This is a genomic window from Halobacteriovorax sp. DPLXC-1 (assembly GCF_036903125.1).
GTDB lineage: Bacteria > Bdellovibrionota > Bacteriovoracia > Bacteriovoracales > Bacteriovoracaceae > Halobacteriovorax_A > Halobacteriovorax_A vibrionivorans.
Genome location: NZ_JAYMCO010000001.1, coordinates 1,351,602 through 1,373,631, shown reverse-complemented (window position 1 = coordinate 1,373,631; position 22,030 = coordinate 1,351,602). Strand labels below are relative to the sequence as shown.

The following is a 22,030-nucleotide window of genomic DNA, read 5'->3' as shown; positions in this document are numbered from 1 at the left end:
ATTTTGACAAGGCAAGGCATGTTATGATGCATCACAAAACCCAAGAAGATGTAAGGAAGGTCCTTAATATTACTCTATGGCCTCAGCAGCGTTAAGAAACTTCATATAAATACTATCCTCATCTGTTTTTTCAATAACTTCAGACGCAATACTGCGACCGGCCACTTGCTTGATCTCATTAGCTTGCATCGGAAGACGCGGGCCAACAAATGAACTAAATGCTATGGCCTCCAGTTCTTCAGAAGACTCAGACAGGATTACATTTCCGTTTTCATCATGCTCAATGAAATAAGTAACACCATTTGCCAATACAACGATATTACTTCCGCTTTGAAGCGCTTCTTTTACTAACTTTCTATCTTGAGAATTGATGACATTATCATCGAGTTTAATTGTTTGGGCATTATTTGAGTTTGCTACGAGCTTCATTCCTCCATTATTAACGATAGATGAAGTTCCAGATGCAGTTCCAGATGAGGTTGAAGATGAGAAACTACCAGAAGAAGCTGACCTACTAGAAGCAGTGGCTGGACCTGGGGCAATATTAGATACAGAAGGAATTATTGCTCCACTGCTTCTACTAATATTATTAGAGCTTCTATTAAATGGATTCTCTAATTCACTTGAGGCAGTAGCAGCTTTCTTTGTATTCGAAGGTTTATCACGTTGCGATTTTTCTCTATTATTAACATTTTTTGTAAATTCAGCGACTTGATTTTGTAATTCAGAAATCTGCTTTCTTAGACTATTTTCGGTATCTCTTAATTGATCAGTAGAATCACTCGTGATTTTCTCATCCTGATCAATTATAACATCATTAATCTCATCTTTATTATCGGAGTAAGTTTCATCACGAGACGATTTAATAGAATTATTTTGAACTATAGATGATGCTAGATTTTGCCCATCCATTTGATTTGGTAAGTTTTCTCTTTGTTCCAAGTTTTTAGATAAATACTCAGCACTTTGATCAAAAGTATTATCTGTAATTTCTTCAGAAATAGGTTGTTTATTTGTTGTAAATGAAGAGTCAACTAATGACGATTTATTCTTTGTTCCAGATTCACTAAAGCTTGCAATTTCATTTGAATAAGATGTTTTTATATCGTTAAAAATTGTACTTGTATCGGCCGTGGAACGATAGACTTTACCATAACTAGAAGCAACTTTTGTATCAATTGCTGTTCCGACTGAACCACAATAGTACTTAGCAGAAAAGATATCTTGCCCACCAAAGTTTTCATTAGACTTAGAAAATTCCACGGCGGTAATACCTTCCATTACCTCATCTGTATTAGCTGGGTTACAGGCATATTCTAGTGCTTCAATTCTATCTTTACACTCATCAACAAGTTCTTTATTGGAGTTATGAATTGTTTTCCAAAAAATTGAGTTGGCCTTTCTTTTTACAGTCAAGTCTTCTGACTTATCGAGATCATTTAGAAAATTTGAAACCTCTTCAAGATCATCGAAATTATTCACTACATTTTTAAGGAAATTAATATTTAGAGTTGTTAAATAACTTATGATGAAATCATTTTCATCTTTTGTCGAAAAAATACGTTCTTTATAATTCAATGTACCTTCATTACCTCTTGTTTGGTAATAGCGAATACGATTATCTTCATCCGCTTCAGCAATCGCCTTTTGACGATGGCCATAATATTCGTGTCGAAATAATTCGTTCGATTCAATAAACTTTTTAACTCTTCCAAGATACTCATCGCTAAATTTATCAACACCATGACTTTCTTTATTAAATTCGTTATATACAAGATCAATAATTTGTGAAGAATCTGATACTATCCTATTATCACTACCGTAAAACTCATTTACTCTGTCAGTAGCATTATCAAAAATATGTGTTAAGCGATTCTTTGCATCTTTTAGATTGCCATCACCTTCACTAGAACCTTTTGCACTAAATGATAATTCAAATTTTTCATCTAAGGCATTTTTAATATCTGCATTAAAGCATCCCTTAATTTTTTCACTTATTTTATCAATATCTGATTCTGTACAAGAAAAGTCTGGAGAAGCTCCATTATTGATATGATATTGTTCCTTGTATTTATTAAAACTAAAGGCATTGGACTCTATTAAATTAAAAAGGTCATAAACTCTATTTGCCATAATACTGTTATAGGATTTACTCTTAAAGGCTTCAAAAGAATTATCAGGTATAACAAACTTCTCAGGAGAAGTTGCTGCGACTTTATCAACACAACTACAATATTGATCGACATTAATCTTTTTTTCGCTAGGTTTTTCAGTATCAAAACTATACAGATCATAGCGACAGGCATAGGCTCGATCTTTGAGATCATCTTCTAAGTCAGTCACAACATTCAATGGTGTCTGTTGTGGAACAACACTTCCAAAACAGTCCCCACTATTTGAAAATATTGACTTTGATAATACTGACTGAGGGAGTTCACTCATACTGCTGGTAGGATTACTGTAGTCTATTGATTGAGATCTTCTCGAGTGATCAAATACATTTTGATAATGTTCAATCTGCTGTTGAAGATCACGACTATTAAGACTTCCCCCTTGTGTTGTTAAAGCAAATAAACTAGAGGAAGCTGAGTAAACTGATTGTTGAAAAAAGAATAGAGTAATAATAGTCGTTTTAAATTTCATTTTATTCCTAGATACTTGATCTGTTTTATCCATCGGATAGTTCAACTGATTCCTAAAGTGACCAAAATCTATTGATAGAGGTCGTCTCAAGGATTTCATTATCTCAAAGAACGACTATAGCTACATATATAGTTTACAGAGAAAACTTCTTTAATACATAAGTACCTAAAATTTGATTTACAAAGATGAAATAAAAAATAAATGGCGTTTAATGAATAAAAACTCTTTGCGCCAATAAAGTGTGGAATATGTTTAAAATAAATATAAAAAAAGGCCATCCTAAGATGGCCTTTATATATTATAAATATATTAAGTTTTTACTACTCTGATATTTCTGCAGCATCTAAAAACTTAGAATAAATACTTTCTTCTTGTGCTGCTGTCTCATCTTTTTCTGATGCAATTTCTCGCTTAGGCCCATCTTCTGCCTTAGGCTTTGGTAATTGTGGCCCCTCTTGTTCTGGCCCCATTACACCGGCCATCACCTCTTCAGCTGTCTCAGATAAAATAACGTTTCCTTCTTCATCTTGACCAATATAGTATACGCGTCCATCTGTTAGAACAACGCTAGTGTTTCCATTTGAAATTGCCTCTGCAACAAGCCTTTGATCGCTTTTAGCTATATTTGAATTAGAAACAGTACCGCTAACAGCTCTAGAAGATCCAGAGTTTCCAGATAATCCTAGGCCTCCGGTTGCACCTAATTTATTTATTGCAGAAAGTCCTTGTCCGGCCGAAGAGAATGAAGATGATGATGTCGCTGCCGGAGCTGTTGGAACAGCGGCACTACCAGTTGTGGCACGGCTCGCTTGTTGTGGAGCAAAAGCATTGTCTCTACGTACATTATTCCCCGATCCGAAACCAGCAAAGTTATTTGAAGTTGGCTGAGGTTTTTCTACAACTTTTTCCTCTTCGTTTAGATTATCTTCGTTTTCTTCTTCTGATTTCTTATCACGACTTGCAATTGCAGAGTTTAACTCAGAGATCTGTGCCCTAAGGGCATCTAACTCTTTTTTAAGAGCGTTATTTTCATCAACTTGAGCAGCAGATACTGACTCTTCACTCTTTTCTAACTCTTCTTCAATATTTTGAGCTTCTCTTTCAATACGATCTTTAACTGACTCAATCTCTTCAACTGATGTATTTGGATTTGATACAATAGCTTGCATTGTATTACCATCTATCACGTTTGAATCTGGTATATTATTAGACGAGTTCATATTATCTAATAAGTTCGCTGCCTCCGAGAAATTGTAGTTTTCTTCAGTAGTAGTGGTTTGAGTACTCGTTGAAGTTGCAACAGCATCATCGATTTCTGGTCCACTATTATCAAGGATCTGATCTCCACGTCCTGTTGTATTAACAATTGTTTCTGTTCCAGAAGCAGTATCTGTAGAGTCTGGACTATCTGAGAAAACTTTTTGTTTTTCTGATTCTTTAACTTCAGCATAAACTTGCTGTGGTGTTAATGTTTCAACCTCTCCAGCTCTAGAGTTTGCTACTGTCGTATCAATTAATTCACGATTTAGTACTTCACAATATAGTTTAGAATTTTTAACACTTGAATCATTATCTAATTCACTATTTGCATCGATAAACTCTTGAGCACTAACATTTGTCATTACTTGTTTTGCATTAGCAGGATCACAAGACTCTTTTAGCTTTTGTATCTTTTGAGAACAAGAGCCCATATTTTCCTCATAACTAGACGCTAAATAGTCTGCCATCGAAGTTCTTATACTTGCAAATGTTTCAGGGTTTCCTTGAGTGATGCCTTCAATGATGTCATTTTTATAATTTGTATTGTTCTTAAACTCAGGTCTGTTCCCCAAACTCATCATCGTTTTATCGAATAAAAGTTGAGCAAACATACCAGCAAAGTGCTTTTCATGTTCATCAGATATATCATAAATTGTTTTCTCAACAGGAGACATAGCAATCCCTTGACTTCTCATGTCGGTGCGTTTTTTGATATTATACATATCCACATAACGCTGCTTGTGTGCCTGGAATTCTTGCCTTAAAAGAGGATTCTTATTTAAGAAGTCCCTTACTTGACTTAAATATTCATCAGGAAATCTTCCTGTGCCATCATTATTTTTAGCAAAACCCACAATTATTAAATCAGAGAATTTTTGACTTGCTCTTTTAACACGCTCATCATCGCCACCATCTCTCATGAATTTTCTATTACGACTAGAACCTTGACCAATATGGGCCTCTCTTAAATCTTTAATTTCTTCATTTGCTTTCTTAAAGATCTGAGAAATTCTATTATTGGCTTTACTATTTAAGAATAGAAATTCATCTTTTAGTCCATTCTTCTCATCAATTAGAGCTGCTGCAGGCCCCTCAAAACATTGATTAAGCTCTTTTGCCATCGAATCAATATCATCTTCAGTACATCCAAAATCACCTGCTTCAAAATTGTAAAGATCTTCAGCTCTATCTAAATCCTGATATCGGTGCGCATTCTTTCTTAGCGTCTGAAGAAAGTCAGTTACTCGATTAGCAATAATATTTTGATAAAAGCTTTTTTGGAAATCATTTAAAACATCATCATCTGATAAATCTGCGTGACTTTCTTCTGATGCTAAGTCACCTACACAGCCACAATAGCTTTGAGAATTTAATTTAGTTGTCAGACCCTCTGAAGAATCAAATTCTTCAAGATAATCCTTACATACAGATGAAAAGACTTGGTAATCACTTCCAAAGCTTAAAAAGCTCTTAAATATACTTTCATTAGAAGAAAATCCATCTAAAGAACCACACGGCTGCGATGAATCGTCATCGAATCGATAATTAAAACTAAACTTTGGACTATAGATATTTAATTCAGGCTCATTATTATATTCTAGGTTTATATCTCTACTATAAGAAAGATCAGTATTATATGCAGGACTCATTAAGTACTGGTCAACTGATCCTGATTCACTAAATTCAGTAATTGCAAGGATTGAGTTATCTGGCTTATCAAATTCACTCATAGCATTGTACTCTTGAGCTTTATATTCAATCATCCCCTGCTGAGCTCGAGAGGCGCTAGCTTCTAGTGAAATATTCCCCGCAGCACCATCAAGACTGGATGGAGATGCTTGTACGACTTGAGACGAATCTAAACGAATATCATTCGCAAATGTTGTCTGAGTGGCAAAGATCAAAATCAATATTGAATTTAAAGCTCTCATTTCCTTCCTCACAATATAACTCTTCTTAATTTATCGGTTATTTATTAAGATTTCTTGAGTAACTGATCACTACAGTAAGTTTCTCCCTACTATTATTTTCACTTGAAATTGAGGTGGAATAAATGAATTCAGGCCATTATCTTAAAGATAATTTTTTTATACCCAATAACACGCTAAAATTATTGAGTTTCGATAATGAGTCTAAGAAATAGTCATCAATATTTGGACATTATTTTCTGCCAATAAATAGACACAATTAGCAAATTCCAGGGCCAAAGTCCCTTAGCTTTTCCAGATGAGAAGTAATTGTTGCCATGGCATATGACTTAAGACGCTCTGGTAAATCAGGGTAGATTTCGTTAAAAATCTCTTCGATTTCCTTGCCTTCACTAACACACTTCCTTACTTGCTCTTCTCTTTCTAAACGATGCTCAAGTGTCTTCTTTATCTTAAGAGTTCCACCAAGACAAATACCATGAGAAGGCATAATAACTTGAGGATCTATATCGATAACATTTTGTAAGGATTGAAAGTACTCTCTCATACAAGAGCCCTTGCCACCAATTGTTACGGTACCAACAGTTTGGATAAGATCTGAAACGATCATCCAAGCACCATCGACTCGGTATAGAGAACTTTGCCCAAAAGCATGACCGCCAGTTGTAATCAACTTCACATCCACCCCACAAGACTTAACAACGATATCACCATCTTGATAAAACTTAACATCAAACTCGTTGAAGTAATCTTTATCGAAGTCTTCTAATAGATGATCATAAGTTCCTTTAGACATTGAAAATGAAATACCGAGCTCTTTTGCCAGTCTTCTGCTGTATTCATGATGATCAGGATGATGATGAGTTAGAAAGACTTCTGAAATGTCATGTTCACCAATAGAGTTAAGAAGTTTTTCATATTCATCACTATTTTTAGGAGAAGGATCGATGATAATTTTCTTGTGCCCGTCATCACCAAGAACAAAACAATTTGTGCGATTTGCAGGAGGAAATGTATTAGAAAGCGGCATATATTGACGTAAACCAAAGAGAGGCTCAATCATAGGTACACATTTTTTTGAATCATATTTTAGATTTGCATCTAAAAAATCAAGGCTTGCTATATCTCGATCTAAGTCTTCTAAAATTGTAATCATTGGAGGGACAACAAGCATTTGCCCTTGTTTGTATGATTCAAAAGCTTCGTGGCAATTAAACCATTTCGTATATGCAATCTCACCTTGATCGAATTCAAATTTAATATCCTCAAGATGGGCTTCATCTTTTATAAAGATCTTAAAATAATAATTTTCAAAGCGATGTGGGTTAAAGTCAGGTGTTACGGCCAGTGAATATTTTGCGATATCAATAATATGCCCAGATGCTTGAAGATCATCTAGGTCAATATTTAACTCTTCTTTGATTTCCCTTTTTAGAGCGTACTCAAGATAATTATCCCCGCCTTCTGAAATATCTTCTTTATCAACTTTACCACCAGGAAAAGAGGTATACCCAGGAAAGGCCCTTAGATAATTTTGTCTCTTCATAAAGAGAACTTTTTCACCGCATATAAATATAGCTGATACTGACTGTTTCAATTTATTCCCAATTCATTAAATGCATTTTGCGCTTTTACATAACGTACATCTCGATAACCTTTAATATTATCAAGTAACTTTAAAGCATGATACTCATTATCGACCTTTTGTAGGCCATTAAATAAGAAGTCACGTGTTGTTTTAGCTATTGCTCTTTCCTTATGATGCCATGATGGAAGAAGAGTTCTAAGAACCCTAAAGTGTCGCATTAATTTTAATTGCCAATTTTTTGGTGAGATATCAAATTCAATTTTCTTATTTAAAATATCAAATGAAGGACGATTAATTCGTTGTTTTACAATACCTGTACCAAGTGCACCATAAGTCTTGTCTTCTATTTGTTTTAAGAAAGGAGAAAGCATTAAGTGAGCTACCATAACTTCATCTTTTACAAAATATGTCTTTGCTAGAACTTGAGTTGCTAAGACACGGTTCTCTTCACTTACAATAGTACTGATGGCACGAGCTCCTGATATAAATTCAGTTGTATCCTTTCCTCTATTATAAATAAATTGATCATGTAGAATTTGTATTAGATGTCTTTTTTTCATCCAAGGAATATCAACAATCGCTTTATCTAAGTTTTCTTTAAACTTAGAAATAAAATAATTTGTATTATGCCATGGAAGAAGAGAATCTTTTAAAGACTCAATAGCTAAGTTTAGAGTTGTCTCTTCTTTAACTTTTAAATCATTATGCTTTCTTTCAAACTCTTCGACACCTAGAGATGCCATTTCTTGTCCAAGTCTAAAAGCTGCAATATTATTATCGACTTCACTTTTCTTAATTGAGTTTCCAAGAGCGTCTAATAAGTCTTGATCACTGAATGGAACAAGTCCCAATTGATAAGCGTAGCCTAAAATCATACTCGATGCATAGACAGCTTTTCCAAAGAATAGATTACACCACTTTTTAAGCGGAACCATAATGATTCTCTCATCATTACGAGACTTAACTTTCTCAATAAGTTTTTGTTTTGTAAGACTTTCTTCAGATAGTCCTTTATCTAACATAATAGAGAGTGGAACTTGATAAGAGTCATCAAAAACAGCAACACCGTTTTCACTATGAAGGAAGCCTAATTGTCCAATTCCATCAAGTAGGTCTGGACTTAAAAGTACATCAGAAGCTCCTCGAGGAGTTACGGCCCCCATTGACTTAGTTTTATGACAAATCGACATATGACCCGTCACATTACCATTTCTTTGAGCAAGACCCTTTTGATCCATGAACTTGAAGTCCAGATCCTCACGGCCTGCCATCTTAATACTTGCGTTTGCAATAATTTTAGATATCGTTGTAATTCCTGATCCACCGACTCCTGTGACGACCATACGCCAAGTATCACCTTGAGCAATATCGTCAAAAGTTTTCTTTGTCTCAACATCTTTTAAATCAAAATCTAAATGTGAAAAGTCACTTGGACGATACTTTGTAGGATGAAAGTTTTTAACTGTTACTTTCTCAAAACTTGGACAGACCTTAAACTTAGTACAATAGCTATCTGCTACACAAATTGTAGGGTCAATTCCCATCTTTGTTCCATAGGCATCAAATACTTGTGTCAGTCCAGGACATCCTGTTTCTTCAATACAAACACGACAATCTTCACATGCAGAAGTATTAATTTGGTAGAAAGTCTTCTCTTTTAATACTCCACTATTTTTCATCGTATTTCTTTCACTGGCCCTAACCTTGGCCTGATATGTAAGAGAACACTCTTTATTAGAAATAATGACCTTAACACCTTTTTGTGTCACAAAATCTCGCATGAGATTCTTGTAAAAATAACGATCACTTGGATGAACTTCTTTAGCAGTCTTTACTCCTAAATTTTGTACAATATTAAGCATATCCTGCTTAGGTCTCTTGCTACCTTCTACATTAATTTGTGATGCAGGGGTCATCTGGTGCCCTGTCATTGCTGTATTGTCATTATCAAGAAGTATATAAGTTATATCGTGATCAGCTTGTACTGAATTTGAAATATCTGTTATCCCAGAATGGAAGAAAGTCGAATCTCCCATAAGGACCACTGATGGATTCTTAGTAAATAAGTCCATACCAGCACCGAGGGCACCACCTTGTCCCATGGCCGAAAGATTATGCATTTCTCCAAACGGCGGTAGAAATGATAAAGAATAACAACCAACATCACCGTGAGTAATGAGATCAATATCTTGAGCCTTTAGCCAACGACGTAAGTCTTTTAATAATGAGAGAGTTTCTCTATGAGGACATCCTGGACAAAAAGTAGGAAGTCTCTTCGGTAAGATTTCACCAAAGTTACGTTCTTCAAATGCTAGGCTTTTACATTGCCCAATTTCAAGAAAGTCCTTAAGGGCCTCTAGTTTCTCACTGATGATTTCAAAACTTAAACCTCCATAAGCAGGAAAGCCCTCATTTTCGCCAAACTCCTTACCTACGATCTCAATTTCAATACCGTGTTTTTGACAAAGCGATCGTACTTCACCTTCTAAGAATCCTCGTTTTTCTTCCACCACAACAAGTTTTTTTAATCCCTTTAAATAAGGAATTAATAAATCATCCACAAGAGGAAAAGAAGAAGCGACTTTATATAAAGAGAAGTGTTCTAGATAATCCCCTTCTTCTAAGCACTGCTTTAAGGTTTCAAAAATAACACCGCTTGAGATAAATCCAATTTTTGAATTCTCATTTCCAAACCTTGCATCAAGTTTCATTTCTTTTAGAACTTCTTTCACTTTTGGAAAGCGTTCTTTGATCATAGAAATATCTGCAAATAGAGAGTTTGGTGGAACCATAACGTTTTTTTGTAGATCAAATGTTGAAGGATCAACGTCAATTAACTCACCATCAATCTTTGCTTCCTCAAAACACTCAACTCGTCCTCCACCTTCAGCTAAGAAAGTGCTTAATAGAAGTCCTTGATAGAGACTCGTTTTTGATGAGATCTCTTTTGCTTTGGCGATCCAATCCTTCAACTCTGTTGGATTTGAAGGTTCAAGAAATGACATATGTAGATGCTTGAATAAATATCTTGAATCAGCAGCTGTTGAAGTTGACATTGACCATGGGTCATCACCAACACAAATGACAGTTGCCGGATAAATTTCACGGCCATCTATTATTTCTGGTTTAGCAGGATTAGCAAAGTTACCAACACTAAGAGCATCACTTGCCACATGTAGCCCCATAGACTTCATTGCAACTAAACAGTCTCGACCTGCTTGCTTTACACCACTTGCCATGGCCGCTGCATTTGCTTCAGAGTTTGCAATAACTACACGAATGCCTTTTTCATGCATCTCATTTTTCTTCTTATATAAGATATTAAAGTAATCTGCTAAAGGTGATCCTGGATAACCAGTATATAGGTTAAAGCCTGCTTCAAGTGCACCTTGAATGATTAATTCATTCCCGTTAAGAATTCGATATTCTGCCATATGTCCTCTAAATTTAATTGAGAAATGAGTATAGTGATTTAATCGTGTTTTTTGACGTACCAGCGCGTCACTTTTTATAATTTTTAATCGATTGTAAACACAATCTTCTTCTTAAATGTCGTGGTAAGCTTCTGAGGCTTAAACTTCCAGTTAGATGCCACTTTTAAAACAGCAGTATTAAATGCGTTATAACTGGCACCTTTAACAAGCTCAACTGACTCGACCTTCCCACTTGGATTAACCTTTATCAGGACCTCTACAATGCCACTTGCGCCAATACGTCTTGCACTTCGAGGGTACAAAGGAGCAACAAATTGTAGAATTTGATTATCAAAATTCTTAGCTGTAACCACTTCTTGTTGTCTCTTTTGAGATTTCTTATATAACTTTTCTTCGACAATTTTCTTTTGATTTTGTTTATCTTTTTCTACAGGTTCCTTAAACTCTTCTTTTTTTATTGAGTGGGCCTTAATCTGAATATCAATCCCCATACGCTCTCGCTGCATTTGCTTTCTACCTTCACGTAGATTTGTGAAGAAAATAACAGCATGCACCAAAAGACTTATTGCAAAAAAGAAGAACCAAAATCGATGTTTCATAGGCCTATCATAATGCATCTTGCACCATATGGGAAAAATCGTTACTATCTGCTCCATATTAAGAGAATCAACAATATTAAATTATACAGCAAGGAAAGTTTTATGAGTTCAAAAATCTCTCCAGAAAATCCATTAGGGGTTTTAGCAATTGATCACCTCGAGTTCACATGTGACTCACTAGAAACTAAGACTAAGGACCTATTCTATACTTTTGGTTTTTCTAAAACATATGAAAACCAAGAAGAAAAGAAGGAGCTGTTCTCTCAAGGCCAAGTTCGCTTCCTTTTAACAGCAAACGAATCTGGACACGCAAGAGAGTATTTAAATGCTCATGGTGAAGGTGTTTCAACAATTTCTTTCTTAGTTGAAGATTGTGAATATGCATACAAGACAGCACTTGAGCGTGGTGCTGAATCCCTACAAGAAGTAATCACAACAGAAAGTGAACACGGTGTTTATAAGAGTGCCAGAATCAAAGGCTTCGGAGATGTCGCCAATGAATTTATAGAAAGACCAAAAGCTTACTTTCGTCCAGACTTCAAAAAACTAGAAGAAGACCCAAAGGCCCAGCCTCTTGCTTCAAGAGTGGCCAGAATTGATCACCTAACAAATAATGTTCCAAAGGGTGAAATGAAGAAATGGGTTGAATTCTATGACCGTGTTTATGGATTTAAGGTAACTCGTTATTTTGACATCAAAGGATCAAAAACAGGGCTTAACTCAGAAGTTGTCCAGCTACCTAAAGGTGAAGTGATTATACCAATTAACGAGCCAAAAGAAGCTGGTGGAAAAGACCAAATTCAAGAGTTCCTCGATCTACATAAAGGAGCAGGCGTTCAGCACATTGCTCTAACTTGTGGTGATATTCTTTCAACTGTAAAAGATTTAAGACAAAGAGATATTAAGTTCCTAGATATTCCTCATACATACTATGAAGATATTCCAAAAAGAAACTTCACTGTAACTGAAGATCTAAGTGAGCTTGAAGATCGTCAACTACTTGTAGATGGTGATGAGGAAGGCTACCTCATCCAAAACTTTACTCAAACTTACGTTGGCCCACTATTTTTTGAATTTATTCAAAGAAAGAATCACAATGGATTTGGTGAAGGAAACTTCCAGGCCCTCTTTGATGCTATTGAAAGGGATCAAATCGCAAGAGGATACCTGGACTAAGAAATAATTAAATTCTTTTAAGACAATCTGAAATGCTTTGCTTTCTTACTGATGTAGGAACAAAGCATTTCTTGTCTACTGTTATATCTTGCCAAGACTCATAAGCAACCTTACGAATCTGGATTAGTTCCTGAACAAAGCTTTCTAAAACTTCGTAATCAGACTTGTCTGCACAATCAAATTCAAAATTAGTACAAACAACATCTTTTGAGATAATTAAATCTTCACGATCCATACTAACAACAACGTGAGTGTTGTGAAATGGAAGGAATGACTCAACTACATAAACTTGTAGATCTCTAGGTGCAACACAAGTTGCTAGTGCTGCTTTAACAAGAAAAATTGCGAATATTGCTCTCATTAAGTTTTTCATATTTTACTCCGCCCTAAGGCATAATCATTTGTTTCATAATTTATTAACTGTGAAGAATATAAACGAAATCAACAACGCAAGGGGTTATTTTGAACAAATTTCACCATGCGTTATAAAAATCTCATAGCTGATATTAGTTTATCCTAATATCTAATTATTCTACTGTCTAAATCATTGAAAACACGTCAAGAAATGACTCAACAAGCCTATTCAAAAAGGGTCTTCTATTCCTACAATATTGCTTTAATTAACTAAAATTTTGACACTCATGAAGAAAGGACGCTTATGTATAAGTTAATCGCTATTTATAAAATACCAAATGATATTGATGCTTGGGAAAAGCACTACTCAGAAGTTCATACTCCCCTAGTTAAGAAAGTTCCAAGCCTCAAAGAAATCCGTCTCAATCGCATTACAGGTACACCACGTGGAGCAAGTGACCTTCATGTTATTGCAGAATTGGTATTTGAAAATAAAGATGACTTTAAAACAGGAATGAGCTCAGAAGAGAATATGGCCTGTGGAAAAGACTTATTCAATTTCGCAAAGGAAATTGTTTCTGTTCACTTTGCTAAAGAAGAAGTGATCTCACTTTAATTAAGGAAAACTCAATGAGTAATATTTTATGTGAATTTCCATATAACGATCACAAGCATATTGCCCTTGTGAAACTTAATCGCCCAAAAGTTCTAAATGCGCTCTCTACAGACTTAATGCGAGAGTTAGTAGACAAGCTTTTTGAACTGGATGACAACCCTGAAGTCAGAGTCATTATTCTAACAGGTAACGATCGAGCTTTTGCTGCTGGAGCAGACATTGCACAAATGGTTGAAGCAACACCAATTGATCAAATCAATGATAATCGCTTCCGCTCATGGCAACAACTCGCTCAAATTACAAAGCCAATTATTGCGGCCGTAAATGGTTACGCTCTTGGTGGTGGATGTGAATTGGCCATGCATTGTGACTTTATCATTGCCGGTGACAGCGCAAAATTTGGCCAACCAGAAATTAAGATTGGGACAACTCCAGGAGCTGGTGGAACTCAACGCCTTACTCGCGCCATTGGAAAATCAAAGGCCATGATGCTTGCAATGACTGGAGAGATGATTGAGGCCAAGCAAGCACTTGACTGGGGACTCGTTGCCAAAGTTGTACCTAGTACGACACTAATGCAAGAAACATATGAGACAGCAAAGAATATCGCAAACAAGGCCCCTGTTGCAATTAAGCTTATAAAAGAGTCTGTTAACAAGGCCTTTGAAATGAGCCTAAGTGACGGTGTCGACTTTGAACGACGTAACTTCTATCTTACTTTTTCAAGTAGTGATCAAAAAGAAGGTATGCGAGCATTCTTAGAAAAACGCGACCCAGAATATAAAGGTAATTAATCATGAGTGAATATAAAAACATTATAGTAGAAAAGAAGTCATTTACTGGAATTATCACTATTGATCGTGAAGAAGTTTATGGCGCTCTCTCTAAGGAAGCAAAGTTAGAAATCATTCAGGCCATAAGAACTCTAAATAGAGACGATGAGGTTGGATGTCTCATTCTAGCATCGAAAGGAAAAGGCTTCTGTACAGGACAAGACTTAAATGATCGAACTGTTCAAGCAGGAGAAAAGCCTGTTGATTTAGGTGTTACCTTAGAAACAGAATGGAATCCACTTGTAAATGCAATTTCTAACTCTAAAAAACTCGTTATTGCAGCAATTGAAGGTGTTGTTGCTGGTGCGGGTGTATCTGTGGCCTTAGCTTGTGATCTTGTTATTGCAAAACCAGGTATCAAATTTGTCTCTGGATTTTCAAAACTAGGTCTTTGTCCAGATGCAGGATCAACGTTCACATTTACAAGAGCTTTAGGCCAAAAGAAGGCCATGGAATTCTTCCTCTTCAATCAACCACTACTTTCAGAAGAAATGGAGAGAGCTGGTCTAATCAATAAGGTTAGTGAAGAAGCATTTGAAGATGCTAAGAAGTGGGCCGATCAAATTAATGCCATGGCCCCTTTATCGCTAAAAGCGATTAAAGAGAATATTAAAGTGGCCACAGACTCAACATTTCAAGAATCAATGGATCGAGAAACTTCTTATCAAAGATTTCTAGGAAATAGTGAAGATTATAAAGAAGGATTAAATGCCTTCTTTGAAAAGAGACAAGCAAAGTTTTTAGGTAAATAAAAAGACGAATTAATAATAAGGAGGCCATATGGCAGCAAGAGAATACACTCAAGAAGAACTTCAACTTTTTGAAGACATTAAAAATGGAAAGAAATTTGATAAGGGTGATGAACTTCCTCCCCTATATAAGAAAGCATTAAGAAATCTACTTTGGATGCAACATGATTCTGAATATTCAGGTGCTCTTGGTTATGCACCATGGATTGAAAAAGCTCCAACAATGCAAGAAAAGGTTGTTGTTGCTCAAATTGTAAAAGATGAAATGAGACACGCTTCAGTTTGCTACCGTCTACTTAAAGGTCTAGGTGAAGATGTTGATACTCACATTCAAGAATCAGAACTAGGTTTTAAAATGGAAGAAGATCTAGCTCAGATAGGTTTTCAAAGAATGAAAAAAGATTACCGAGTTAATATCTTCTACTACGGTATTAATTACTGGGAAGACTTTATTCTATTTAACTTCTTAATGGATAGAGCGGCAGGTCACCAACTAGAAGATACTCTTGATTCAAGCTACCTACCGTGGAAAAAAGGAATTGAAGGAATCTATAAAGAAGAGATCATGCATCTTGCACACGGTGACAAGTGGATCAAGATTCTAGCTGAAGGTGATAACAAAGAATTCCTTCAAGAAAGATTAAACGTATGGTGGCCAAGAGTTATGAATGTATTTGGTTCAACTAAGGGACGCTCAAATGATCTCTACGTTAAGCTAGGGCTTAAAAAGAGAACAAATGCTGTTGTTCGCGACGTTTTTGTCGATGAAGTAGAAAAATTATGTAAAGAAGCTGGTCTAGTTCTTCCTGAGTATAAGGAAGAAGAACAGCCTCAAAGGCAATAAGCTTATATGAATATCAATAGTGTTTTAGTTATTGGTGCAGGAACCATGGGGCGAGGAATCGCTCAATGGTTCTGTCAACACGGTGTAAGAGTTGAACTGGTCGACCAACATTTAGAAATGGCCCAAGCAAGCGGCGATCTAATTCATAGCTCATGGGATAAACTACATTCCAAAGAAAAATTTGATGCGGATGAGATTAAGGCCTTTAAAAAGAACCTTAGAATCGTAGATATGATGGAACACCAAATAGATCACGATCTTGTAATTGAGGCCATCGTTGAAAACTTAAATATCAAATGCCAAGTCTTTAACCGACTTGATGAGGTCATGAAAGAAAGCACTATCTTTGCTTCTAATACTTCTTCAATTCCAATAACTAAGATGGCCAAGGACTTATCAAAGACAAGAAGAGAAAACTTCTTAGGACTACACTTCTTCAATCCAGCTACGATTATGAAGCTAGTAGAAATAATTGAAACTCCTTGGAGTAAGAAAGATATTGCTCACGGACTTTATGATTGGTTTGAAAGATACGGAAAGAAACCAGCCCTTTGCAAAGACTCACCTGGTTTTATTGTTAATCGTGTGGCCCGAAACTTTTACGGTGAATCATTTCACCGTCTAGAGAATTACGACAAGGATCAAGTAGAAGAGATTGATCGCGTAATGAAGAATGTGGGTGGCTTTAGAATGGGACCATTTGAATTAATGGATCTAATAGGAATTGATGTAAACTATGATGTTACCCAATCTGTTTGGGCATCATATTACTATGAACCTCGTTTTAGACCACATAAGATTCAAAGAGAAATGGTTGATAGTGGACGTATTGGACGCAAAGTAAAAGAAGGATTTTATCGTTATGAATAAGGTAACTATATTAATAAGTGACAATCACCCTCTTCTTAAAAGTGTTCACGGATGTGACTACCCTTCTATCACTGTTGATCCATTCAATATCAATACACTTGATGGCGTTGACTTTGATGAAACATCTTTAATCATTGATCTAACTTGTTTTGATCGAAATTCTAAGATGGACCTCTACGAACATTTAGATAATGTTTATGATGGCCCAATTATTTCAGACTTAACAATAAATTGGGGTGAATACCTCATAACACAATATGAGAATGTTGTTGGAGCTGTTGCTTCAGCATTCTATTCTCCCAAAAAATGCTTTGAACTTTATCAAAAAGATAATGAGTATGAAGAGACAACTTTTAAAGTCTTCAAAGACTTGGGATATGATCTTGAAATCGTCAATCACGTAGGAATTGGATTTACCTACCCACGTGTTATTTCACAGATAATCAATGAGGCCTTCTTTGCAAAAGAAGAAAATCTAGCAACTCAAGCAGATATCGATAAGGCCATGTGCTATGGAGTTAATTATCCTCATGGACCTTTTGAATGGTGTGAAAAGATTGGAGTAGAAAAAGTAATCATGCTTCTTGAAGAACTAAGGGAAGTTACTGGTGATGCTAGATATCGACCTTCCCGCTTACTTAGGATGAATTTATGACAATACAATATAAAGATGCATATATCGTTTATGCAAAACGTACCCCTATTGGAAAACTTGGAGGAAGCTTATCTCACTTAAGAGTTGATGATATGCTGGCCAATCTTTTCAAAGATTTTTCACAAAATTTCGACTTTGATATGAAAGAAATTGATGATGTCATAGTCGGCTGTGCAAATCAGGCAGGTGAAGATAATCGAAATGTAGCACGAATGTCAGCACTTCTGGCAGGACTTCCATACGAAGTACCAGGTGTAACATTAAACCGCCTATGTGCATCTTCACTAGATGCAATTATTGACGGTTGGTCACGAATTAATCTTGGAATGGCCGATTGCCTCCTAATTGGTGGAGCTGAGAGTATGACTCGTGCACCTTTAGTTATTTCAAAAGGATCAACACCATTTGGTAGAGACTCAAAAATGTTTGATACGACTTTTGGTTGGCGTTTTCCAAATAAGAAAATGGAAGAGATGTTTCCACTTCTTGGAATGGGTCAAACAGCAGAAGAAGTTGTAGCAAAACTTGGAATCTCTCGAGAAGATCAAGATGCCTTCGCTCTTGCTTCACATCAAAAAGCTTGTAAGGCATGGGAGAATGGAGACTTTAATGATGAAGTTCTACCAGTTGAAATTGCGCTTAGAAAAGAAACATTAACAGTATCTAAAGATGAGGGACCAAGGCCATCAACAACGATGGAAGCTCTCTCTGGCCTTCGTGCTGTCTTTAAAAAAGATGGAAGTGTAACGGCCGGAAACTCTTCAATGATGAATGATGGCGCTGCTTGTGTTGCACTAGTAAGTGAAGACTTCTTAAGAAGACATAATCTTACACCACTTGTTAAATTAACAGGGGCCGGTGTTCGAGGAATTCACCCAAATATTATGGGACTAGGCCCAGTTGAAGCGACAAAGAGGCTAATGGATAAGTTTGGCAAGAAAGTTTCAGACTTTGATGTTGTGGAATTAAATGAGGCATTCGCATCTCAATCACTTGGTTGTATTAGAGAGCTTGGCCTTGATGAATCAAAAATAAACTTACGTGGTGGAGCAATCTCACTAGGCCATCCTCTTGGATGTTCTGGGGCAAGAATTGTGACAACACTAACTCATATCATGAAAGATAATGCGAGTCTTAAACAAGGCTTGGCTTCAATGTGTGTTGGTGTCGGTCAAGGAGTCTCACTAAGCGTAGAAAACTGTAAATAGGAGAAAAGTATGGATGAAGTAAAATTATATATCAATGGTGAAATTAGACCTTCTTCAAGTGGTGAAATGGTGGACTCAATAGACCCATCAAATGGGGAGCTTGTATCAAAGGTACATATCCCTTCCACTCAGGACTTAGAAGAAGCTGTACAATCAGCAAAAACAGCATTCTACAGCAAAGAATGGCGCGATATGGATCAGGTAAAACGTTCAGAGATCCTTCTTAAGGTTTCAGAACTTATCAAAGAAAGAAAGCGTGATTTCATCGCTGCAGAAATTAAAGATAGTGGTTCAACTTTTAGAAAGGCCGCTGCAGATATCCATAATAGTGCAAGCTTCTTTAAGATCATGAGTAAGGTTACTGCAGGATTTAAATTTGAAGAAGTTGATGAGAAAGCAACTCGTGCCGGATTCTCTAAGAACACTCGCCGTTTTGAGCCAATTGGTGTTTGTGCTCAAATTATCCCATGGAATCTTCCACTACAAATGGCCGCATGGAAAATCGGACCGATTCTAGCGACAGGTTGTACAACAGTTTTAAAGTCAGCTGTTGAAACGCCAATGACAGCAATGATGCTTGCAGAGGTTTTAATCGATGCAGGTGTTCCTAAAGGTGTTGTTAATATCGTGACTGGTGGAGCAAAAGAAGGCGCATTCTTAGTAAATCACAAAGATATCTCAAAAGTTGCCTTTACTGGTTCAACTGAGATTGGAAGAGAGATCCTAAAGCAAGCTGCTAATGAAGTAAAAAATGCTACACTAGAGCTTGGTGGGAAGTCTCCAAATATCATCCTTGATGATGCTGATCTTGATATTGCAGTGGATGCGGCACTTTACGCATTTCTCTATCACTCAGGTCAAGCATGTACTTCTGGTACTCGCCTTCTTGTTCAAGAAGGGATCTATGATGAATTTATGAAAAAGTTTAAAGAAAGAATTGCTCAGGTTCCACTAGGGCCAACACAAGAAAAAACAACGGGGCTTGGGCCAGTTGTAAGTAAAAAGCAATTTGATAATGTTATGAATTATATCAATAAAACAAAAGAAGAAGGTGCTAAGCTTATCTATGGTGGAGAGCAAGAACTAGAGAATGGTCTTGATAAAGGTTTCTACATTAAACCAACGGCATTTGAGATCACTCCAGACAATACAATCTGGCATGAAGAGATCTTTGGGCCAGTTGTTGGAATTACAAAGTTTAAAACTGAAGATGATGCAATCAACATGGCAAATAACTCAATCTACGGACTTGCTGGAGCAGTATGGTCTAAGAATGAAGATCGTGCACTTAAGATAGCAAAAGAGATTGAAGCTGGTACCGTGTGGATTAATGAGTATCACTTACTCAATCCAGGAATGCCATTTGGTGGCTACAAGCAATCAGGGATTGGACGTGAAATGGGTGAAGAAGGAATCAAAGCCTACCTTGAAGTGAAACACCTTTGGGAATCTGATTGCAATACTCGTGAAGGAAAAATGTGGCTTGATGCTATATTTTAAAATCTAAAATAAAAAAGAGCGCTTAAAGCGCTCTTTTTTATTAATATTGTACTTTAATAGCAAGGTTTCCAAAGTCATCGTAAATAGAAAATGAATTCTCCATTTGGGTTTCTTTATAGACAACATTTAGTTTTTCATCATAACAACCCAAAGTATAATCACCACCATATACTTCATAATTACGATCTAAGTATGGGTTAAAACGACATACCTTAACTCTTGGATATCGATAAGGTAATACTTCATATTCCATTGCAAAGAACTCTCGCTTCACTTCACCTGTAAGTTCATCACTTGTAAGTCTAGTAAATACATTTTTAATTGAACGTGTTGAAGAAAAAGTGAAAAGAGATTTTAATTGTTTTGAGAAGTTTTCAGTACCAGGACGGTAAACAGGACGGTTGCAATATTTTAGGGAGTCATCATATGACTTTGTCTCCATATTGAACTCCTTAAGAATACAATTAATAGGAGTTGCCAAGGTCAAAGATGTTCCACGCCTACCATGCATAAATCGACGATAAGTCTTATCTTCTGAAATAGCATCGTGAACCAGCCCTAGAACTTCACCTGAGCGAGTATCCACAACTGCTGCCCCCATGGCCTCATTCTTTAAGTTACAATTCTTCATTGCTACAACTGAAGAATCATAATTATTTCCAGGGAAAATGACATTATCAGTAGTCTTACGACAATTGTATCTCATACGTCGAAGCTGATAACCTGAGTTACCAAGATTCTTTCTAACATACCAAAGCTGATAATAATGAAAGTCTCTCATCTTACTATCTGATACTGGTGTCAGCTCACCTTCTAAAGAAGGAGTTAGCTCTACAACTGAGAATTCACCGTTAAATGTTTTCTTCTTATCAATTTTCGTATTGTGATCTTCAATGCTCTTACACTTAAGGATCTCACCAGAGATAGTCTTTGCAGCAATCTGCTCACAACTTGCCTTTGCAAGACAGTGACTAGGTACAATCATATGGTTCTTATTTGCTAGATACCCTGTACAATATAGAGGAAAGTCAGATGCGCTATTAATAGAGAGTACGAACGAGTCCGAACACTGGCCATCTTCAAAGCAAGTGAAATTAACTTTCGTCGAAGCCTCTAGCCTCGATTCTTGTTTTTGAATATTTGGTTTTGATTGACTCTCGCCTTCAGGAGCTCCACATGAGATCACTAGAAAAACAAAGGCCAATACAAGTGTTGCGTTCTTAAGCAAAGTCTCTCTCCAAAAACTTTATTTAACACTACGTAATAGCATAATAGTTCTTATCAAATATAGTATTGTAAATTATTCAAGAATCCTCGACTCAACGTGGCATTTTCGACGAAATTAACTTATTCTTGTTAAATATGATTATTGTTAGTGCGTGCTTAGCCGGCAAGAAATGTCGTTACGATGGAGAGCACAAGGAAATTCAAGATGTTACAGAACTCGTTGCTCAGGGCAAGGCCATTGCGGTATGTCCAGAAGAGCTAGGAGGACTACCTACGCCTAGGCCACCTGCTGAGAATGTAGACGGTAAACTCATCACAATTGATGGCAAAGATGTCACCTTAAATTATGAGAAGGGAGCACAAATGGCACTAGAGATCGCACTTGAAAACTCATGCACGCAGGCCTTATTAAAGTCGAAATCTCCAATGTGTGGCCTTGGAAAAATTTATGACGGATCATTTAAGGGTCAATTAACAGATGGTGACGGTGAATTCACAAAGCTCTTAAAAGAAAATGGCGTTCAAGTTAAGTCCTGTAACTAATTT

At 36.3% G+C, this 22,030-nt stretch carries 17 protein-coding genes; 10 read left to right on the top strand and 7 right to left on the bottom strand.

Annotated elements, in window-relative coordinates:
• Window positions 1–69: 69 nt before the first annotated feature.
• The 5 genes from VCM44_RS06585 to VCM44_RS06565 all read right to left on the bottom strand — a co-directional run bounded on the left by VCM44_RS06585 (window position 70) and on the right by VCM44_RS06565 (window position 11,452).
• Entirely contained in the window at window positions 70–2,643 is a 2,574-nt protein-coding gene (locus VCM44_RS06585) for a hypothetical protein (protein WP_334678352.1), read from the bottom strand.
• 320 nt (window positions 2,644–2,963) lie between these two features.
• Complete coding sequence (locus tag VCM44_RS06580) at window positions 2,964–5,834, bottom strand: hypothetical protein (protein WP_334678351.1); 2,871 nt, start codon at window positions 5,832–5,834, stop codon at window positions 2,964–2,966.
• 256 nt (window positions 5,835–6,090) lie between these two features.
• A complete protein-coding gene (locus VCM44_RS06575) occupies window positions 6,091–7,428 on the bottom strand; it encodes an NUDIX domain-containing protein (protein WP_334678350.1) in 1,338 nt (445 codons plus the stop codon).
• Window positions 7,425–10,853, bottom strand: coding sequence for a thiamine pyrophosphate-dependent enzyme (locus tag VCM44_RS06570; RefSeq protein ID WP_334678349.1), 3,429 nt, complete (start codon window positions 10,851–10,853; stop codon window positions 7,425–7,427). Before VCM44_RS06570 ends, VCM44_RS06575 begins: the two co-directional genes overlap by 4 nt.
• A gap of 83 nt (window positions 10,854–10,936) precedes the next feature.
• Window positions 10,937–11,452: an energy transducer TonB gene (locus VCM44_RS06565; RefSeq protein ID WP_334678348.1), complete on the bottom strand. Its 516-nt coding sequence runs from the start codon at window positions 11,450–11,452 to the stop codon at window positions 10,937–10,939.
• Window positions 11,453–11,554: 102 nt separating this feature from the next.
• Between VCM44_RS06565 and hppD the strand changes: the two genes are divergently transcribed.
• A complete protein-coding gene (gene hppD, locus VCM44_RS06560; protein ID WP_158536916.1) occupies window positions 11,555–12,628 on the top strand; it encodes a 4-hydroxyphenylpyruvate dioxygenase in 1,074 nt (357 codons plus the stop codon).
• A gap of 7 nt (window positions 12,629–12,635) precedes the next feature.
• Here the strand turns inward: hppD and VCM44_RS06555 are convergent, their stop codons facing one another.
• On the bottom strand, window positions 12,636–13,001 hold the full coding sequence (locus tag VCM44_RS06555) for a hypothetical protein (RefSeq protein ID WP_120405043.1): 366 nt from the start codon (window positions 12,999–13,001) through the stop codon (window positions 12,636–12,638).
• A gap of 285 nt (window positions 13,002–13,286) precedes the next feature.
• On the opposite strand from VCM44_RS06555, the gene VCM44_RS06550 reads away from it, so the two are divergent.
• Genes VCM44_RS06550 through VCM44_RS06515 form a run of 8 tightly spaced genes read left to right on the top strand, consistent with a single transcriptional unit; the run spans window position 13,287 to window position 20,257 of the window.
• Entirely contained in the window at window positions 13,287–13,598 is a 312-nt protein-coding gene (locus VCM44_RS06550) for an EthD family reductase (protein WP_115363410.1), read from the top strand.
• A 14-nt stretch (window positions 13,599–13,612) separates the two neighbouring features.
• A complete protein-coding gene (locus VCM44_RS06545) occupies window positions 13,613–14,392 on the top strand; it encodes an enoyl-CoA hydratase-related protein (RefSeq protein WP_120405044.1) in 780 nt (259 codons plus the stop codon).
• Between the two features lie 2 nt (window positions 14,393–14,394).
• Entirely contained in the window at window positions 14,395–15,183 is a 789-nt protein-coding gene (locus VCM44_RS06540; protein ID WP_115363414.1) for an enoyl-CoA hydratase/isomerase family protein, read from the top strand.
• 28 nt (window positions 15,184–15,211) lie between these two features.
• Window positions 15,212–16,024: a Phenylacetic acid catabolic protein gene (locus VCM44_RS06535; RefSeq protein WP_115363416.1), complete on the top strand. Its 813-nt coding sequence runs from the start codon at window positions 15,212–15,214 to the stop codon at window positions 16,022–16,024.
• 6 nt (window positions 16,025–16,030) lie between these two features.
• Window positions 16,031–16,894, top strand: a complete 864-nt coding sequence (locus VCM44_RS06530) for a 3-hydroxyacyl-CoA dehydrogenase NAD-binding domain-containing protein (protein WP_334678347.1) — start codon at window positions 16,031–16,033, stop codon at window positions 16,892–16,894.
• Complete coding sequence (locus VCM44_RS06525; RefSeq protein ID WP_115363421.1) at window positions 16,887–17,549, top strand: 3-hydroxyacyl-CoA dehydrogenase family protein; 663 nt, start codon at window positions 16,887–16,889, stop codon at window positions 17,547–17,549. The genes VCM44_RS06530 and VCM44_RS06525 overlap by 8 nt, the downstream gene beginning before the upstream one ends.
• Window positions 17,546–18,757 (top strand): thiolase family protein, encoded by a 1,212-nt coding sequence (locus tag VCM44_RS06520; protein WP_115363423.1) that lies wholly within the window; start codon window positions 17,546–17,548, stop codon window positions 18,755–18,757. Before VCM44_RS06525 ends, VCM44_RS06520 begins: the two co-directional genes overlap by 4 nt.
• 9 nt (window positions 18,758–18,766) lie before the next feature.
• Window positions 18,767–20,257, top strand: a complete 1,491-nt coding sequence (locus VCM44_RS06515; protein ID WP_334678346.1) for an aldehyde dehydrogenase family protein — start codon at window positions 18,767–18,769, stop codon at window positions 20,255–20,257.
• Window positions 20,258–20,297: 40 nt separating this feature from the next.
• On the opposite strand, the gene VCM44_RS06510 is transcribed toward VCM44_RS06515, so the two are convergent.
• Window positions 20,298–21,485: a hypothetical protein gene (locus VCM44_RS06510; RefSeq protein WP_334678345.1), complete on the bottom strand. Its 1,188-nt coding sequence runs from the start codon at window positions 21,483–21,485 to the stop codon at window positions 20,298–20,300.
• Window positions 21,486–21,619: 134 nt separating this feature from the next.
• On the opposite strand from VCM44_RS06510, the gene VCM44_RS06505 reads away from it, so the two are divergent.
• Window positions 21,620–22,027, top strand: a complete 408-nt coding sequence (locus tag VCM44_RS06505) for a DUF523 domain-containing protein (RefSeq protein ID WP_115363429.1) — start codon at window positions 21,620–21,622, stop codon at window positions 22,025–22,027.
• Window positions 22,028–22,030 lie beyond the last annotated feature (3 nt).

Coding starts and splice junctions, on each gene's coding strand:
- VCM44_RS06585 (WP_334678352.1), bottom strand. CDS start 2,643: ATGAAATTTAAAACGACTATTATTACTCTATTCTTTTTTCAACAATCA.
- VCM44_RS06580 (WP_334678351.1), bottom strand. CDS start 5,834: ATGAGAGCTTTAAATTCAATATTGATTTTGATCTTTGCCACTCAGACA.
- VCM44_RS06570 (WP_334678349.1), bottom strand. CDS start 10,853: ATGGCAGAATATCGAATTCTTAACGGGAATGAATTAATCATTCAAGGT.
- VCM44_RS06565 (WP_334678348.1), bottom strand. CDS start 11,452: ATGAAACATCGATTTTGGTTCTTCTTTTTTGCAATAAGTCTTTTGGTG.
- hppD (WP_158536916.1), top strand. CDS start 11,555: ATGAGTTCAAAAATCTCTCCAGAAAATCCATTAGGGGTTTTAGCAATT.
- VCM44_RS06555 (WP_120405043.1), bottom strand. CDS start 13,001: ATGAAAAACTTAATGAGAGCAATATTCGCAATTTTTCTTGTTAAAGCA.
- VCM44_RS06550 (WP_115363410.1), top strand. CDS start 13,287: ATGTATAAGTTAATCGCTATTTATAAAATACCAAATGATATTGATGCT.
- VCM44_RS06545 (WP_120405044.1), top strand. CDS start 13,613: ATGAGTAATATTTTATGTGAATTTCCATATAACGATCACAAGCATATT.
- VCM44_RS06540 (WP_115363414.1), top strand. CDS start 14,395: ATGAGTGAATATAAAAACATTATAGTAGAAAAGAAGTCATTTACTGGA.
- VCM44_RS06535 (WP_115363416.1), top strand. CDS start 15,212: ATGGCAGCAAGAGAATACACTCAAGAAGAACTTCAACTTTTTGAAGAC.
- VCM44_RS06530 (WP_334678347.1), top strand. CDS start 16,031: ATGAATATCAATAGTGTTTTAGTTATTGGTGCAGGAACCATGGGGCGA.
- VCM44_RS06525 (WP_115363421.1), top strand. CDS start 16,887: ATGAATAAGGTAACTATATTAATAAGTGACAATCACCCTCTTCTTAAA.
- VCM44_RS06520 (WP_115363423.1), top strand. CDS start 17,546: ATGACAATACAATATAAAGATGCATATATCGTTTATGCAAAACGTACC.
- VCM44_RS06515 (WP_334678346.1), top strand. CDS start 18,767: ATGGATGAAGTAAAATTATATATCAATGGTGAAATTAGACCTTCTTCA.
- VCM44_RS06505 (WP_115363429.1), top strand. CDS start 21,620: ATGATTATTGTTAGTGCGTGCTTAGCCGGCAAGAAATGTCGTTACGAT.